At 67.5% G+C, this 16,119-nt stretch carries 20 protein-coding genes, 1 tRNA gene and 1 pseudogene; 15 read left to right on the top strand and 7 right to left on the bottom strand.

What is annotated here, in order from left to right; genetic code table 11:
- Positions 1-39: 39 nt before the first annotated feature.
- From K1X59_RS11615 to K1X59_RS11595, 6 genes are read left to right on the top strand one after another with little or no spacing between them, the layout of a single operon-like run.
- Positions 40-264, top strand: coding sequence for a hypothetical protein (locus K1X59_RS11615; RefSeq protein WP_183150227.1), 225 nt, complete (start codon positions 40-42; stop codon positions 262-264).
- 6 nt (positions 265-270) lie between these two features.
- Entirely contained in the window at positions 271-876 is a 606-nt protein-coding gene (nadD, locus tag K1X59_RS11610) for a nicotinate-nucleotide adenylyltransferase (RefSeq protein WP_183150226.1), read from the top strand.
- Positions 873-1,676, top strand: a complete 804-nt coding sequence (locus K1X59_RS11605) for a hypothetical protein (RefSeq protein WP_258566817.1) — start codon at positions 873-875, stop codon at positions 1,674-1,676. The genes nadD and K1X59_RS11605 overlap by 4 nt, the downstream gene beginning before the upstream one ends.
- A complete protein-coding gene (locus tag K1X59_RS21425) occupies positions 1,631-2,041 on the top strand; it encodes a hypothetical protein (protein ID WP_258566816.1) in 411 nt (136 codons plus the stop codon). Before K1X59_RS11605 ends, K1X59_RS21425 begins: the two co-directional genes overlap by 46 nt.
- A complete protein-coding gene (gene rsfS / locus K1X59_RS11600; protein WP_028501610.1) occupies positions 2,041-2,421 on the top strand; it encodes a ribosome silencing factor in 381 nt (126 codons plus the stop codon). The genes K1X59_RS21425 and rsfS overlap by 1 nt, the downstream gene beginning before the upstream one ends.
- 1 nt (position 2,422) lies before the next feature.
- Positions 2,423-3,115, top strand: a complete 693-nt coding sequence (locus tag K1X59_RS11595; RefSeq protein WP_183150224.1) for an SDR family oxidoreductase — start codon at positions 2,423-2,425, stop codon at positions 3,113-3,115.
- Here the strand turns inward: K1X59_RS11595 and K1X59_RS21420 are convergent.
- Positions 3,081-3,350, bottom strand: a complete 270-nt coding sequence (locus K1X59_RS21420) for a hypothetical protein (protein ID WP_258567216.1) — start codon at positions 3,348-3,350, stop codon at positions 3,081-3,083. The two genes, K1X59_RS11595 and K1X59_RS21420, sit on opposite strands and share 35 nt — an antisense overlap.
- Before the next feature lie 129 nt (positions 3,351-3,479).
- Positions 3,480-4,786: pseudogene (locus K1X59_RS11585) on the bottom strand (ATP-binding cassette domain-containing protein); the annotation flags it as partial.
- A gap of 169 nt (positions 4,787-4,955) precedes the next feature.
- Between K1X59_RS11585 and K1X59_RS11580 the strand changes: the two are divergent.
- From K1X59_RS11580 to K1X59_RS11545, 8 genes are all read left to right on the top strand, one after another.
- Positions 4,956-6,161: a dipeptidase gene (locus tag K1X59_RS11580; protein WP_202045229.1), complete on the top strand. Its 1,206-nt coding sequence runs from the start codon at positions 4,956-4,958 to the stop codon at positions 6,159-6,161.
- Entirely contained in the window at positions 6,161-7,780 is a 1,620-nt protein-coding gene (locus tag K1X59_RS11575; RefSeq protein ID WP_183150222.1) for an ABC transporter substrate-binding protein, read from the top strand. The genes K1X59_RS11580 and K1X59_RS11575 overlap by 1 nt, the downstream gene beginning before the upstream one ends.
- A gap of 32 nt (positions 7,781-7,812) precedes the next feature.
- A complete protein-coding gene (locus K1X59_RS11570; protein ID WP_183150221.1) occupies positions 7,813-8,775 on the top strand; it encodes an ABC transporter permease in 963 nt (320 codons plus the stop codon).
- A complete protein-coding gene (locus K1X59_RS11565; protein WP_258566815.1) occupies positions 8,772-9,671 on the top strand; it encodes an ABC transporter permease in 900 nt (299 codons plus the stop codon). Before K1X59_RS11570 ends, K1X59_RS11565 begins: the two co-directional genes overlap by 4 nt.
- 9 nt (positions 9,672-9,680) lie before the next feature.
- Positions 9,681-10,859, top strand: a complete 1,179-nt coding sequence (locus tag K1X59_RS11560) for a Xaa-Pro peptidase family protein (protein WP_183150220.1) — start codon at positions 9,681-9,683, stop codon at positions 10,857-10,859.
- A 29-nt stretch (positions 10,860-10,888) separates the two neighbouring features.
- Positions 10,889-11,788 (top strand): alpha/beta fold hydrolase, encoded by a 900-nt coding sequence (locus K1X59_RS11555; protein ID WP_183150219.1) that lies wholly within the window; start codon positions 10,889-10,891, stop codon positions 11,786-11,788.
- A gap of 23 nt (positions 11,789-11,811) precedes the next feature.
- On the top strand, positions 11,812-12,819 hold the full coding sequence (locus K1X59_RS11550) for an Lrp/AsnC family transcriptional regulator (protein WP_244631932.1): 1,008 nt from the start codon (positions 11,812-11,814) through the stop codon (positions 12,817-12,819).
- Between the two features lie 107 nt (positions 12,820-12,926).
- Positions 12,927-13,211, top strand: a complete 285-nt coding sequence (locus K1X59_RS11545) for a hypothetical protein (RefSeq protein ID WP_183150218.1) — start codon at positions 12,927-12,929, stop codon at positions 13,209-13,211.
- A 78-nt stretch (positions 13,212-13,289) separates the two neighbouring features.
- On the opposite strand, the gene K1X59_RS11540 is transcribed toward K1X59_RS11545, so the two are convergent.
- The 3 genes from K1X59_RS11540 to K1X59_RS11530 all read right to left on the bottom strand — a co-directional run bounded on the left by K1X59_RS11540 (position 13,290) and on the right by K1X59_RS11530 (position 15,123).
- Entirely contained in the window at positions 13,290-13,862 is a 573-nt protein-coding gene (locus K1X59_RS11540; RefSeq protein WP_258566814.1) for a CueP family metal-binding protein, read from the bottom strand.
- 118 nt (positions 13,863-13,980) lie between these two features.
- Positions 13,981-14,571 (bottom strand): DUF305 domain-containing protein, encoded by a 591-nt coding sequence (locus tag K1X59_RS11535; protein ID WP_183150217.1) that lies wholly within the window; start codon positions 14,569-14,571, stop codon positions 13,981-13,983.
- 24 nt (positions 14,572-14,595) lie between these two features.
- Positions 14,596-15,123, bottom strand: coding sequence for a hypothetical protein (locus tag K1X59_RS11530; RefSeq protein ID WP_220173415.1), 528 nt, complete (start codon positions 15,121-15,123; stop codon positions 14,596-14,598).
- A gap of 49 nt (positions 15,124-15,172) precedes the next feature.
- Between K1X59_RS11530 and K1X59_RS11525 the strand changes: the two genes are divergently transcribed.
- The gene (locus K1X59_RS11525) at positions 15,173-15,538 is read left to right on the top strand and encodes a cupin domain-containing protein (RefSeq protein ID WP_183150216.1); all 366 of its coding nucleotides are present in this window, start codon (positions 15,173-15,175) and stop codon (positions 15,536-15,538) included.
- Between the two features lie 37 nt (positions 15,539-15,575).
- Here the strand turns inward: K1X59_RS11525 and K1X59_RS11520 are convergent, their stop codons facing one another.
- A complete protein-coding gene (locus tag K1X59_RS11520; RefSeq protein WP_183150215.1) occupies positions 15,576-15,752 on the bottom strand; it encodes a hypothetical protein in 177 nt (58 codons plus the stop codon).
- A 194-nt stretch (positions 15,753-15,946) separates the two neighbouring features.
- Positions 15,947-16,019, bottom strand: a tRNA-Ala gene (locus K1X59_RS11515).
- Positions 16,020-16,119 lie beyond the last annotated feature (100 nt).

Below are 16,119 nucleotides of genomic sequence, written 5' to 3'. Positions count from 1 at the left end.
CCGCAGGACCCGAACAGCACGCCACGAAACGGAGCCAGGATGAACCTCGTCGCACAGATCGCGATGGCCGCCGCCGAGACCGAGCACCACGGCAACGTCGCGCTCGAGACGCTGATCTTCGGGGTCATCGCCGCGATCGTGTTCGCGGCGCTGGGCTTCGTGACGTTCTCGTACAAGAACGTGGCGAACCGTCACTCGGCGAAGGCCGAGGCCTGGGCCGCGAAGCACGGCAAGGACGGTCACGAGGCGGGACACGGCCACTAGGCCCCCATGAACGACGCTGCGACCACGCGCACCCCGCGCATCGGCGTGATGGGCGGAACGTTCGACCCCATCCACCATGGCCACCTGGTCGCAGCCAGTGAGGTCGCGAACTCGTTCGACCTCGACGAGGTGGTCTTCGTTCCGACCGGGCATCCGTGGCAGAAGTCGGGTGTCTCCCCGAGCGAGCACCGCTATCTGATGACCGTGATCGCGACCGCGTCGAACCCGCAGTTCACCGTGAGCCGCGTCGACATCGCCCGCGAAGGCCCCACCTACACGATCGACACCTTGCGCGATCTGAAGCGTGATCGCCCCGATGCGGAGTTGTTCTTCATCACCGGCGCGGACGCCGTAGCGCAAATTCTCAGTTGGAGGGACCATGATGAGTTGTGGGAGTTGGCCCACTTCGTCGCGGTCTCGCGTCCAGGACATGTCCTGAGCACAGACGGCCTCCCGAGCGACAACGTCAGCCAACTGGAAGTGCCGGCGCTGTCGATCTCGTCGACGGACTGCCGTGAACGCGTTCGCGACGATCAGCCGGTCTGGTATCTGGTCCCTGACGGGGTCGTTCAGTACATCGCGAAGCATCACCTGTATCGGAGCAAGGCATGAGCACATCGGATCAGCAGGAGCAGGGTCCGCTGACCCGCAAGCAGCTGCGGGAGATCCGGTTGACGGGTTCCACACCTGTCATCTCCAGCGAGGAGGCTGCGGCAGCGGCCGAGGCGGCGGTCCCCGCGCCGCCATTGCCGCGCGCCGCCGAACCCGTCGCGACCGCCGCGCCGCCGGTACCTGAGCCCGTCGCCGCAGACCAGCGTGCCGATGCCCCGCTGACCCGACGGCAGGCGCGTGAGCAGGAGAAAGTCCGCACGGCCTCCGTCCCGGTGGTCGGAGCCGACGCCGAAGAGGCGGACGACTCGGCTGAGTCGGCGGACGAACCTGCGTCCGAGCCCGTCATCCCCGCACCGTCGCCCGTCGTCGCGCCTGCCGCCATCGTCTCGGGGATCCCGGACTTCAGCCGCACCGACCTCGATGATGACGATGTCGTCGATGACGAGATCGCGGTCGTTCCGGTGAGCGCGTCCGCCGCCGCCGACTCCGTGGGTGCGGTCCCGCTCGAGGCGGAAGAGGCGCCATCGGACGAGGCCCAGAGCGCGCACGACGTCGAGGCCGTGCTCGGACTCGACGCGGAGGACTCCGAGACCGCGCCCGACGACGACGTGCTCGCGGACGTCGACGAAGCCGTCGACGACACGGAGACCCCGGTGTCCGCCCCACGGTCAATTCGGCATTCGGCGAGGGGATCCTCGCGGACGCGCCCGATCCCCACGCCCCGTTCCGTCCCTCGTTCGACGATCTCCTCACGGTGGGCGATTCCACGGGTTCGCAGCACTCCGCCCCGAACGCGTTGATCTTCACGCCGTCTCCGGGCGAGGGGTCGTTGTCCGGCCCGGTCGCATCGACCGGTGAGATCCTGGTCACCGGCTCCTACGAGTTGCCGCAGGGCATGGGCTCCCAGGGGCACGCTCTCGGCACGACCGACGGCAAGGACGTCGACGCGGTCCTCATCGACGGTGAGCTGCCCCCGGCATCCTCGCCCACGCCGATCGCCGCGAGTTCGGCCGTCAGCACCATCAAGCCCGCCGGTGAAGTCATCCGGCCCCCGGCCCCTGAGAAGGGCAACCGTCTCATGCTGACCCTGGCGATCGTCGCCGGAGGGCTCGCCCTCGCCTTGGGCGTCGCCCTCATTTTCGCCTTCACAACGAATGTGCTCTGATGCAATCACCTGAAACCGCCGAAGAGATGCTGCGCCTTGCAGCACAAGCCGCGATCGACAAGGGCGGTGAGGATCTCGTCGCACTCAACGTCTCGGAGCCCCTTCCGCTCGTCGACATCTTCCTGCTGGTCACCGGAAACAGCGAGCGCAACGTCGCCGCGATCGCGGACGAGATCGAAGACCGGCTGATCGAGTCGGGCCACAAGCGCGTGCGCCGCGAGGGGCGCGCGGAAGCCCGCTGGGTGCTGCTCGACTTCGGCGATCTGATCGTGCACGTCTTCCACCAGGAGGAGCGCGTCTACTACGGGCTCGAGCGCCTGTGGAAGGACTGCCCGGTCGTCCCGATCGACGTCGTCGAGCCGGCCGCAGACCCCAGCTGACATGGCGACGCACCTGATCACCGGAGCGGGCTCCGGAATCGGCGCGGTGCTCGCGAGGCGGCTGCTGGATCGCGGAGACGACGTGGTCGTCCTGGCACGTGACGTGGGTCGGGCCACCCAGATCGCTGCCGACCTTCCTGGGGCGACGCCCCTCGTGGGTGACCTGTCCCAACCGGGGCGCCTCTCCTGGGCGCTGTCGAAGCAGCACCTGCCCGACCGCATCGACTCGCTCGTGCACGTGGCCGGGGTCGTCGACCTCGGCGATGTGGCGGACCTCCCCGCCTCCCTCTGGGAGCAGCAGCTCGCAGTGAACCTCGTCGCCCCCGCCGAGCTCACTCGACTCCTCCTTCCCGTTCTGCGCGTGTCTCAAGGCCAGGTGGTGTTCGTGAACTCGGGTGCGGGGCTGCGCGCCAACGCCGGCTGGTCGGCGTACGCGGCGTCCAAGCACGGTCTCAAAGCCCTCGCCGACGCACTGCGCGCAGAAGAGGCGGAGCACGGTGTGCGGGTGACGTCGATCTTCCCCGGGCGCACGGCGACTCCCATGCAGGAACGCGTCCACCATCAGGAGGGCGCGGACTACGACGCCGATCGTTTCATGACGCCGGATTCCGTCGCCTCGACGATCCTCACCGCACTCGACCTTCCGCGCGACGCGGAGATCACCGATCTGACGGTCCGACCCGGCAGCCGCTGAGGAGCGGGAATCGCCCCTCAGGCCGTGAGGCGTGTCCGACGCTGCAGCATGCCGCGATCGGCACGCGTCTGCGGCGGATGGCGGACAGCAGCGACCGCGTGTACGGGTGCTCCGGGTGCCGGTAGACCTCTTCCGTGTCTCCGATCTCGACCATCTCGCCGAGATACATCACGGCGACCCGGTCGGCGATGTGCCGCACGAGGGACAGGTCGTGGGCGATGAAGACGATCGACATGCCCAGCCGCTCGCGTAGCTCGCACAGCAGGTCGATGATCTGCGCGCGGATCGACACGTCCAGCGCGGACACGGGTTCGTCGCACACCAGGACGTCCGGGTCGAGCGCGAGCGCCCTGGCGATGCCGATGCGCTGGCGCTGGCCGCCGGAGAACTGGTGGGGAAAGCGCGAGCCCATCTCGGGGTGAGCCCGACGAGCGCGAGCAGCTCGGCGACGCGCTCACGCCGGCTCGCGGGGGAACCGGTGCGCGTGGCCGCGAGGGGTTCGGCGATGATCTGCTGCACGGTCATCCGCGGGTTGAGAGACATGTACGGGTCCTGGAACACCATCTGCACCCCTCGTCGCAGGATCTTCCTGTCCTGCAGACGGCCGCGTGTCACGTCCTGGTCCCGATAGCGCAGCGTGCCCGCATCCGGTGCATCGAGGCCCACCAGCATCCGGGCCAGCGTCGACTTCCCGCTGCCCGACTCGCCGACGATCGCGAGGATCTCGCCCTGCCGGAGCTCGAGGTCGACCCCGGCGACCGCGGCGACGCGGTGGGCGCGTCGCCCGCTTCCCGAGCGGAACGTGCGCTCGAGGCCACGACCTTCCAGGATGGGCGCCGTGCCGTCGTCGTCGGCAGCCGCGCTCACCTCGCGCGGCATCGAGTCCAGGAGCTGGATCGTATAGGGATGCTGCGGCTTCGTGAGCACGTCATCGGCCGTGCCGGACTCGACGATGCGACCCGTGCGCATGACCGCGACCTGGTCTGCGACCTCCATCACGACACCCAGATCGTGCGTGATGAGCAGGATCCCCATGCCGAGTCGTTCCCGCAGCGACAGCAGCAGATCGAGGATCTGCGCCTGCACCGTCACATCGAGTGCCGTCGTCGGCTCATCCGCGATGATGAGATCGGGATCCAGGGCGATCGCCATCGCGATCAGGATGCGCTGGCGCTGGCCGCCGGAGAACTGGTGCGGGTAGTCGTGCACGCGCTTGTCGGGGGTGGGGATGCCGACGAGACCGAGCAGTTCCACCGCGCGCTCTTCGGCGGCGCGCCGGCTGATGCCGCGGTGAGCGCGGATGAGGTCGATGATCTGGTCGCCGATGCTGAGGACCGGGTTCAACGCGGAGAGCGCGTCCTGCATGACCAGGCTCACCTGCACGCCCCGCAGGCGGCGATGCTGCTCCGGCGAGAGCGAGAGGAGGTCCGTTCCGCCGAGTGCCATGGTGGTCGCCTCGACGTCTCCGTTGTCGATGAGGCCCATGATCGCCCGGGCGGTCATCGACTTGCCCGACCCTGATTCGCCCAGCAGTGCGAACACCTCGCCTCGGCGGACGGCGATGTCGATCCCGTCGACGACGCGATTGTGACGGCCATCGCCGGTCAGGGTGACGGTGAGTCCCTCGACGTCGAGGACGACGGCGTTCGCGGTGTCGGAAGTGTTCTCCATGGATGCCATCATGCCAGCTTCCGAGTTCTGAATTGTTTCGAACAGGAAACATTTCAGCCGAAGATAATCACAAGAGTTGACTTCTATGCCGAATTCCTCCAGATTCGAGGAATCTCCCGCTCGTCGATCGGGAGTGGCATCCGCATCATCGAACCGAAGGAGCGCATCCGTGCTCGAAGAAGCAGGCCGGTACACCGGCTACACCGCCTACGACTACCTCGAAGCTGGCAAGGACTACCGCGAGTTCCGCTATGCCAAGCAGATCGGCCGCGTGCCGGCGTACGACCTCGGCCTGAGCGACGCGCAGCAGGAACGCACCGAGCGCCTGCTCCGTGAAGAGACCGTGATCTCGCTGCATGAGCACGTGCAGGTGTTCCCCGAGGACATGGGCGAACTCCGCGACCACATCCGTCAGGGCCGCGAACCCACCGGCTACCAGGGCCTCGCCCGCTCCGGTCTGACCGCCGTGTTCGACAACGGTATGGACGGCACCTGCTGCATCTCCAGCGACGCCGGATGGAAATACCAGGACGTGCTGTTCGACCTGGGCGTGCGCATGGCCGACCTCGCGCATCAGGACTTCGTGATCAAGGCCGAGTCGATCAAGGACATCCGCCACGCCGCCGAGACCGGTCGTGTCGCGCACATCTTCGCGCTCGAAGCCTCGACCATGATCGAGAACGAGGTCGACCGCCTCGACGTGCTCTACGGCTTCGGCGTGCGGCAGATGGGCATCGCCTACTCCGAGGCCAACATGCTCGGCGGCGGGCTCAAGGAACGCGGCGACGGCGGACTCACCTACTTCGGCGAGCGCGCGGTCGAGCGGATGAACAAGCTCGGCATCGCCATCGACATCTCGCACTCCGGCGATCAGACCTGTCTCGATGTGATCGCGCATTCGAAGAAGCCGGTGTTCATCACGCACGCCGGCGCCCGCGGGCTGTGGCCGACGAACCGGATGAAGACCGACGAGACGATCATCGAGTGCGCGAAGCGCGGTGGGGTGATCGGCATCGAGGCAGCTCCCCACACGACCATCTCGCCCCAGCACCCGAAGCACTCGCTGGAGTCGGTCATGGACCACTTCCAGTACTGCGTCGACCTGGTGGGTCTGGAGCACGTCAGCTTCGGTCCGGACACCCTGTTCGGCGACCATGTCGGCCTGCACGACGCGTTCTCCTCGAACCTGTCGCTCGGACAGGCGCACGCCAACGTCGACTATGAGAAGCAGCCGTACGTCGACGGCATCGAGAACCCGGCCGAGGCCTTCTACAACATCATCGGCTGGCTCGTGAAGCACGACTACTCCGACGACGAGATTCGCGCCGTCGTCGGAGGGAACACCATGCGCGTACTCGAGGAGGTCTGGGTCTGATGAAGTACAGCAAGTTCCTCGCCCTCGGCGCGGCCACGGTTCTCGCCGTCGGTCTCGCCGCGTGCGCCCCGTCCGCGCCGGAACCGGGGGAGTCGTCCGGCTCCACCGGTCCCAGCGATGAGACGCTCAGCATCGGCACCACCACCGATGTCGTCAACTTCAACCCGGTGCTCGGCAACAGCCGCACGGACTCGTGGATCACGAACCTGATGTATCCGCACCTGCTGAGCATCAGCGACGACGGCACCAAGGAAGCCCACGTGGCCACCGACTGGGGCTACGTCGACGACACCACGGGGTTCTACGAGATCCGCGACGACCTCACCTGGAGCGACGGCGAACCGCTGACCGCCGAGGACGTGGCCTGGACCCTGAACGCGGTCAAGCGCGATCAGGCGCCCGGCACGTTCTACGGACAGCTCGGCAATCTCGAGACCGCGACGGCCGTCTCCGACACCAGGGTCGAGCTCACGCTCACGCAGCCGGACTCGTCCATCATCGACGAGATCGGGTTCTGGGGCGTCGTCGTCCCTCAACACGTGTTCGAGCCGAAGGGCTCGATCGCCGAATTCGCGAACGACGGCAGCGACGGCCGCTGGGTGGGCATGGGGCCGTTCATCATGAGCGACTTCCAGGTCGGCCAGCACTACACGCTCGAGCGCGTCGAGGACTATCCCCTCGTCGACGGCGGCGTTCCCGGCCCCGCCGAGGTCGTCTACCGCGTGTACCCGGATGTGAACACCGAGATCCTGGCGCTGCAGAGCGGCGAGATCGACGTGATCGCCAACGCCCTGCCGCCCGCACAGGTCGAGCAGCTCAGCAGCACCGACGGCCTCCAGGTCATCGAGGCTCCCGGCCTCGGCTACGCGCACCTCGTCTACAACATGGACAAGCCCGACCTCGCGAAGACCGAGGTGCGTCAGGCGCTCGCCCATGCGGTCGACTATGACGCGATCCGTACCGTGGTGCTGCAGGGCCAGGCCGTGTCGACCGGGTCCAGCGCGCTCATGCCCGTGCTCGCCAAGTACTACGACGACTCGGTGACCGAGTACGAGTTCGATCCGGAGAAGTCGCGCTCGTTGATGGAGGAGGCCGGTTACACCGCCGGTTCCGATGGCACCTTCCCGGTCTCGTTCCGGCTGATCTACTCCCTGCAGGACAGCGTGACGAGCCAGTGGGCGCAGATGGTCAAGGACAGCGCGGCCGAGGCCGGCATCACGATCGCGCTGCAGGGCACGGAGCGGAACACGTACCTCTCGATGACCAACGAGGGCGACTACGACATCTACGCCGGCAACTTCGCCATCATGGACGACCCGGTGACGAACTTCGCCCTCTCGTACCTGCCAGGCGGCGCGATCAACTACACGCACGTGGACGACGCCGACCTGAACGCCCTGATCGAAGAGGGCATGGTCACGTTCGACGAGGACGAGAAGATCTCGATCATGCGCGAGGCGAACAAGATCGTCCACGAGCAGGTCTACGACAACATCATGTACACGCAGAATCTGTTCTTCGCGGCCAGCGACGAATGGGCCGGCTTCATCTCGAAGCCGAGCGAGCTGCTCTCGATCGTGAACCCGCTCTCGCTCGCGAGCGCACACCCGGTCGAGTAACCACCACCGCACTCTCGAGGAAGGTCGCCCGGGTGTCCCGAGCATCGTTCATACTCCGTCGCGCAGGGAGAGGTCTGCTCACGATCTGGTTCGCCGTGACCGTGACGTTCCTGCTCCTGCGCCTGCTCCCCGGCGATCCGGCCCTGGCGCTGGCGAGCCCGAACATGACGGACGACATCCGGGCGACCATCCTCGAGCAGTACGGGCTGGACCAGCCCCTGATCGTGCAGTACGGCTTGTACATGTGGCAGCTGCTGCAGGGGAACATGGGGATCTCGTTCACCCAGTCGATCCCGGTCACCGATGTCCTGCTGCAGCGACTGCCGTGGACCCTGCTGCTGACGATCACCGCGCTGGTGCTCACGATCGTCATCGGCGTCCCGCTCGGGGTCGCGGCCGCCTCGCACAAGGGACGCTTCATCGACAGGGCGGTGCAGGTCGTCGGCGTGACGGGACAGTCGCTGTTCGTCCCCAGCGTCGCGATCCTGCTCCTGTTCGTCTTCGGCCTGAACCTCGGCTGGTTCCCGATCGGCGGGGCGTACACCAACAACACCTACGGCTTCGAGTGGTACCTCAGCGTCGCACAGCACCTCGTGCTGCCCGCCGTGTCGCTCATGCTGATCCAGGTCGGCTCGTACGTGCTCACGATGCGCTCGACGTTGATCGAGACACTCGGCGAGGACTACATCCTCCTGGCGAAGGCCAACGGCATCCGCGGCGGTCGCATCCTCTGGAAGCACGCGCTGCGCAACGCCCTGCTGCCGACGACGACGCTGATCGGTCTGCAACTCGGATTCCTGGTCGGCGGTGCCGTGCTCACCGAGACGGTGTTCGCCTATCCGGGGATCGGCCGCGGCATCTACGAGGCCGTCACCCAGCTCGACTTCCCCGTCCTGCAGGGAGCGTTCCTCATGCTCGCCGTCACCGTGGTCGTGGCGAACACGATCACCGACATCATCTACGGCTACCTGGACCCGAGAGTGAAGACCTCATGACCGCTCCGATGCCCTCCTCAGAGACCCTCGCCCCGAGCGAGCCGACCGCCGCGGGGAGCGAGCGGGCGAGCGCCCACACCTGGCGTGCGTTCCGCCGCGACCCGCTCGGCATGATCTCCCTCGGGCTGCTCGTGCTGCTCGTGATCGTCGCCCTGGCCGCCCCTCTGATCGCACCGTACCCGGCCAGCTACGGCCCCGACGTGCTGCGTCCGCCGAGCGGTGATCACTGGTTCGGCACCGACGCGCTCGGCCGCGACGTGTTCTCCGAGGTGATCTGGGGGACGCAGCAGAGCGTGCTCGTCGCGGTCGCCGCATCCGTGATCGCGATCGTGTTCGGCACGATCATCGCCGTGCTCGGCGCCTACTTCCGCCGACTCGACAGCGTCATCAGCGTGATCGTCGACATGACGCTCTCGCTGCCGGTGCTGCCGCTCATGATCCTGATCGCCGCCCTGGTCGGGCCGAGCACATCGACGATCATCTTCGTGGTCGCGGCGTTCTCCTGGCCCGAGGTCACGCGCCTCGTGCGATCGCAGGCCCTGACCGTGGTCGGCCTTCCCTACGTCGACGCCTCGCGGTTGATGACGACCTCCCCCGTGTGGATCATCACCAGGCACGTCCTTCCGGCGGTGACACCCGTGGTGGTGGTGTCCGTGGTCGTGACCGCGTCGCGGGCCGTGCTCTCGGCGGCAGGACTCGCGTTCCTCGGCCTCGGCGACCCGACGACCTGGTCGTGGGGTCGCATCCTGTACGAGGCTCAGCAGGCCGGCGCGATGGTGAGCGCGTGGTGGCTGACGCTCTTCCCCTCCATCGCGATCCTTATCCTGGTGCTCTCCGCGACCCTCCTCTCGATCGCCTATAACGACGCGCGCAACCCGCGTCACCTCGCCCGATAGGAGCATGAGATGGCCGAATTCGATCAGCGGCTCGCACCCGAGTTCTTCGACCGCGTGCAGGCACGTGTGCGTGCGCAGATGGCGGAGGAGGGGTTCGACGCCTTCCTCACCGATCATCCGGAGGACATCGCGTACCTCACCGGCTTCTTCCACCACCCCTCAGAGCGTCCGGTGGCGATATGGATCGAGGCCACCGGCCGCATCGTGATGCTGCTGCCGGAGCTGGAGCGGGAGTACGCGGACTCGCAGTCGTCCAGGGCCGAGCTCGTCGCCTTCTTCGAGTACCCGGGCGTGGTCGCGCCGTTCGAGGTGCTCGCCGCCGCGGTGATGCCGCGCGGGCGGGTCGGCTTCGCGTCGACGATGCCGTACCAGCGGCTGTCCGCGGCGCAGGCCGCCATGGGGCAGGCGGCACTCGTCCCTTCGGACCTTCTCACACGGATCCGGTACGTCAAGTTCCCCGAGGAGGTGGCGCTGCACCGCGAGGCGGCACGGGTCACGGATCGGATGCTGGACGCCGGTGTGCAGCTGGTGGTTGATGCTGTTACCGCCCGGGGCGAGCTCCCCACCGAGGCCGAGCTCGAGCGCCATGTCACCGCGACGGGCACGGGCATCATGTACGCCGAGCACCGCAACGTGGTGGTGGCTTCGCTCTTGGCGGGCGGCCTGGTGTACTCGGGGGCGAACTCCGCGTTCCCGCACGGCCTGCCGTCGGTGAACCGCCTCAAGGCGGGAGACACCTTCATGCTCTCGCTCGGGTGCGCGGTCGGCGGCAGGTTCATCGAGGGCGAGCGGACCTTCGTGCTCGGGGAGCCGACCGCCGAGCAGCGGCGCTATCACGACACGATCCACGCGGCACAGCTGCGCGGACGCGAGACGATCCGCGCCGGACTCGAGTGCCGCGAGGCGAACCGGCTCTGTCTCGACGTGATCCGCGACGCCGGGCTCGGCGAGTTCATCCGCCATCGCCAGGGGCATGGCATCGGACTCGGCATGCACGAGGCCCCGTGGCTGGAAGACGGCGACGCCACGCTGCTGCAGGAGGGCATGGTCGTCTCCAACGAGCCGGGCATCTACGTCCCCGGCCATGCGGGGTACCGCATCAGCGACAGCATGCTCGTGACCGCCACAGGTGCCGAGCCTCTGACCACCTTCCCCCGCAGCCTCGACGACTGCATCATCGCGCTCTGACGCCCCGGAACCGAGAGAGAGACCACGACATGACATCCACCCCGCCCGTATCCCCGGAGTTCGCCGCAGCGACCAGCGCCCACGAGTGGGTCGAGATCAACGGCAACCATCTCGCCGTCGAGGTGCTCGGCCCGGAGGGCGCGCCCGTCATCATCACGCACCACGGCGCACCGGGGCTCGGCTCCCGCGCGGAGCCTCGGGCCAGCTTCGGGCGCCTCGCCGACGAATACCGTGTCGTGGTGTTCGATGCTCGCGGGAGTGGCCAGAGCGAGGGCGAAGGCACCTACAGTCACGAGCAGTGGGCCGCCGACATCGACGGTCTGCGGGAGTGGATCGGCGCCGACAGGATCGCGATCGCCGGCGGCTCGTACGGCGGCTTCATGGCGATGGAGTACGCGTTGCGGTACCCGGATCGGGTGGCTGCGATGGTGCTGCGGGACACATCTCCCGACAACTCCAACGCTCACCTTGCGCGCGAGAACGCCCTGGCCTCCGACCGCGTGACGATCGACATGGAGAAGTTCGATCGCATCGACGTCGGTCAGGTCCGCGACGACGAGGACCTCAAGGACTGCTGGCGGGAGATCCTGCCGCTCTACGACTTCACCTACGACCCGGAGGCCGTCGAGCGGAAGGTGCAGGCGACGCCGTACCGGTACCGCGCCCACAACTACGCCTTCTCGGTGAACCTCCCGAACTACGACCTCAAGCCGCGACTGCCCGAGATCGGTGTGCCGACACTCATCACGGTGGGGCGGACGGACTGGATCACGCCAGTATCGTGTAGCCAGACGATCGCCGATCTCATCCCGGACTCCGAGATGGTGGTGTTCGAGAAATCGGGGCACTCCCCGCAGATCGAGGAGGCAGAGGCGTGGACGAAGACGGTGCGCACGTTCCTGCACCGGGTGTACCCGCCGACCCGATGAGCGGTATCCACCTGACGAGGGAAGTGAGCGACCTCGACCGCCGGATCGTCGTCGCGTTGCAGCAGGACGGACGGGCGAGCTGGACCTCGATCGCCGAGTTCGCCGGTGCTCCGGTGTCCACCGTCACGCGCCGCGGTCAGCAGCTGCTCGCTGAGGGACTGGTGCGGGTCGGGATCGTGCCGACGCTCGGCAGCGAAGGCCACGTGGAGACGTTCTTCGTGCGGATCAACTGCACCCCGGGCTCTCAGCTGGGCGTCGCGCAGGCGCTGATCGGGTCGCCGTACGTGCGATTCGTGACGCTGGTCACCGGGAAGTTCGACGTCTTCGCCGAGGTCGTGATCCCGGGTGACTCCGCGACGTACGCGCACGTGCTCACCGACCTGCAGGCCATACCGGGAGTCGAGCGCTGGCGCAGCGATCTCGTCGTGCACACCTACAAGGTGAGCTTCGACTGGGGGCGGCAGCTCTACGACGCACATGCCGAGGCCACGACCGACCCGCAGTCGTACATGCCGGCGCCCAACACCTGCGATCCGACGCACTTCGACGACGCCGACCGGGCGATCGTCGAAGAACTGCGTCACAACGGCAGGGCGTCGTTCCAGTCCATCGGCGACACGCTCGACATGAACGAGAGCAGCGTTCGTCGCCGGTACGAGCGGATGCGCAACGCGGGCTGCCTGACCACGGTGACGATGGTGCCGGCATCCGCACTGGGGATGAGCGCCGAGACGCTGCTCATCCTGCGGGTCGAGCCCTCGCGGATCGCGGCGGTGGCGCAGACGCTCGCCCACCACGTATCGGTCCGATTCCTCGCGGCCGCCCTGGAGGAGAACTCGCTGTACTGCGAGATCATCCTGCCGAGCACCGAGACGCTGCACGACTTCCTCACCGGGACGATCGCGCATCTCAAGGGCGTCCGCGGGTGGAACGCGGCGATGGAGCTGGTCTTCATGAAGCGCGGCTTCATCGAGACGCCGTGGTGGCGTGCGCAGGTCGCGTCCGCCGGCGGGGTCGAATCCGTGTCGTAGCGGCGATCGTCCGCCCACCGCATCCTCGGCGCGCGGTGTCAAGGGGCTTCCCCAGCCACGGTCAGGGCCGCACTCTTGAGGAAGAGAGAGTCCTGGAGGGCCCCCAGATGTCTGAACTTCCGGATCCGCGGTTCATCTTGAACCGCATCACCGCGTCGGAATGGGTGATCAACGATCTTCGCTACGCACCCAACGATCCGCGACATGTGGTCGCCTGCGTGTACGAGCTCGCCGAGACCGAGGTCGAGGTGACCTGGCTGCGCGACCTTCCGCTCGCGAGCCGTTACGGGACCGTCTTCGAGGTGCTCGAAGACGTCGAGAGGATGCGAGGGTCGAGCAGGGCGACACGCCCGATCTCGATCGCCCATCGTCCGCCGCTCGCGACCACGTAGCCGCCGCGCCGAGAGCTGTGGCAGAAGCGCGCCTCCTCGATCGTCGAGGAGGCGCGCTTTCCTCTTCGTCCGCGATTCTCAGACCAGCTGCAGGTTCGTGATGCAGGTCGGATCATCGGGTGATGTGGTGGAGATCGGCGCGCTCCCTGTGCGTCCGGCGTGCTCGATCGTGAGTGTTGCCGAGACGCCGCGGGGCACCCAGAGTCCCGCGAAGCCGTTGTCGTACGTGCGCCGTGTCTCGTCGATCAACACCTCTCCGTCGTCGCCGGTCAGGATGACGCGGAGCTCTGTGTCGGCGAGTTCTCCGACACAGGTGGTGAGGCTGTGGAAGTGGCACTCGTGGGTCTGTTCGCGGAACGGCGCGACGGAGATGTACACCTCGTCCGCGGGGAGAGGCATGCGCGTCTCTCGTCCTGTGTCATCGCGTAGCACGAGGGAGTCCGGTTGCACCGACGCGAGCAGGTCGGTCGGGCGGTCCTCGATCGGCATCGCGTCGAGCCGTTCGATGACCTCTCCGACGTCGAGGCCTGCGAGGTCATAGCGGGCGAGGATCTCGTCCGCAGGTGCGGGTCCGGCGGCCTCCGGGGCGGGGGCGGCGCATCCCGCGAGGGTGAGGCCGGCGACCGCCAGCACGGCGAGCACTGCCGACATCCTCCATCGGCGAGAGGATACGGGAGACGTGGGCCCGGGGTTGTTCATGGTGTGGTCCTTCGTACGGGGTGGGGCCGATGCCGGCCGAACGCTCCGGCACCGGCCCCGTCGAGCGTCGTCAGAGAGCGGCCAGGAGGTCCTTCATCTCCTGGATCTCCTGGTTCTGGGCGTCGATGATCGCCTGGGCGAGCTCGACCGCTTCGGGGTTCTCCCCGTCGTCGACCTGCGCCTGGGCCATCTCGACCGCGCCCTCGTGGTGCACGATCATCTGCTCCAGGAACAACCGCGACGCCTCAGCGCCGTCGGCGGCCTGGAGGGCGGCGAGGTCGTCGTCGCTCATCATCCCGTCGCCGTGGTCCATCCCGACGGCGTCGCGGTCCTCGGCCTCGACGCCCCACTCGTCCAGCCAGCCCTCGAGCTGCTCGATCTCGGGGCCTTGCGCATTCTTGATGCGCTCGGCGAGGGCGGTCACCGCCGGGTCTACGTCCTCCGCGGCGAGCACGATGTCGCTCATCTCGATCGCCTGCTCGTGGTGCACGATCATCATCGAGCCGAACATCACGTCGGCGTCGTTCGCCTCGGTGGATGCGGCGCTCGAGCCATGGTCCATGCCGGGCGTGGAGCCGTCATCGGCGCCATCGGCGCAACCGGACAGGATCAGGACGGCGGACAGGGTGAGTGCGGACACGGCCGCAGCACGAATCTTCATGTGTTCTCCAAATGTGCATAGTCGTCAGCGCGGCCGGATGGCGTCGCGCCGGTGCGAGCGGTGAGCCTGGCGTGGGAACGTCGGCTCGTGTCGGCTCAGGTACGACTGATGCAGAGAACGTGCAGAGAGGGCGCGTGGGGAGGACCCGCGCCCCGGCACCCCGTCGAGAGGCGACCAGAGAAACAGTCGCGTCCATGCCCGCAGGAGGTGCGGCGGGGCGACCAGGAGCAGGAGCAGCAGGAGAGCGAGCACACACGCCATCGCCATGCCCGCGTGATCGTCGGTTCCGCACCCCGCACAGGACATGTCGCGGTCGCCTGACCCGTGACCGGAGTCGTGCGCCGCCGCGCTGACGTGGTGTGCCGCAGCCGGCTCGGAGACGGACGCCGAGAGAGACGTAGGGGCGTCCGCCGCTGCGGTGCCGTGCAGATTCAGGGTGTGCATCGCCAGGAGACCGACGATGATCCCGGTGGCCAGCAGCCCGACCAGCAGCACGCCCTGGAAGACGCCGCGAAAGCTCTTCCCGGGTCGTGTCGCCAACGCGGAAGCCATGTCTGGAAGTCTACGTGCGTCGTGCGGGCGCCCGGATAGGCTCGAGTGCATGGCAGACGACGTCCGCAACGTGCACGAGGCCCTTTCCGCGATCACCGAGCACTGGCAGCCGCATCGGCTGACGAGCATCAACGACTACGACGTCAAGGTCGTCAAGCTTCAGGGCGAGTTCGTCTGGCACACGCACCCCGACACCGACGAGCTGTTCCTCGTGGTGAGCGGGCAGTTGACCATCCAGCTCCGCGATCGCGATGTCGTCCTCGATCCGAACGACGTGTTCGTGGTCCCGCGCGGTGTCGAGCATTGCCCGAAGGCCACAGAGGAGGTCCACGCGATCCTGTTCGAGCCGAAGGGCACGGTCAACACGGGGGACGCAGGCGGAGACATGACGTCGGATCTGCGGGAGCTCTCCTGACGCCCGGACCTGACGCTCAGACGCTCGGACCTGACGCTCAGACGCCCGTGTCCTCGTCGTCTCCGGCGGCGACGCGGTCGGCCTCGGCACTGTCGATCAGAGCATCGTCGACGTCCTGATCGAGAACGCGCTCCCCGTCCACTTCTCGGGTGGGCACTTCGTCGTTGCCACCAGTGGACACCGGGGGCACGGGAGGGATGAGGGGATTCGACATGAGCGCTTCCTTTCGTCGGATGCCGCTCACGGTACGTCGCCCGTCATGCGGACGCGATCGGGTTGACGCGCACCCAGGAGCGCGGTAGACGCAGCAGCCCCGGTCTCACGGCTTCAGGTGCCTGGCGAGGTCCGCGAGCGACGAAACAGGATCCGCAAACGAAGAAAGCCCCCGGATATCCGGGGGCTTCTCGGTGGACCTGAGGGGACTCGAACCCCTGACCCCCTGCATGCCATGCAGGTGCGCTACCAGCTGCGCCACAGGCCCAAACGCCGCTCCGAAGTAGCCGGAGCAACTTGAAAAGAGTACTACACGAGTCAGCGCCAGCACCAATCGGTGCGGAGCGCCCGGGAGTGTCGTCGTCGCC

Source organism: Microbacterium sp. Se5.02b (assembly GCF_019464375.1).
Lineage (GTDB): Bacteria > Actinomycetota > Actinomycetes > Actinomycetales > Microbacteriaceae > Microbacterium.
Note: the sequence above shows the minus strand (reverse complement) of the source record. Positions and strands in the feature narration are given on the sequence as shown.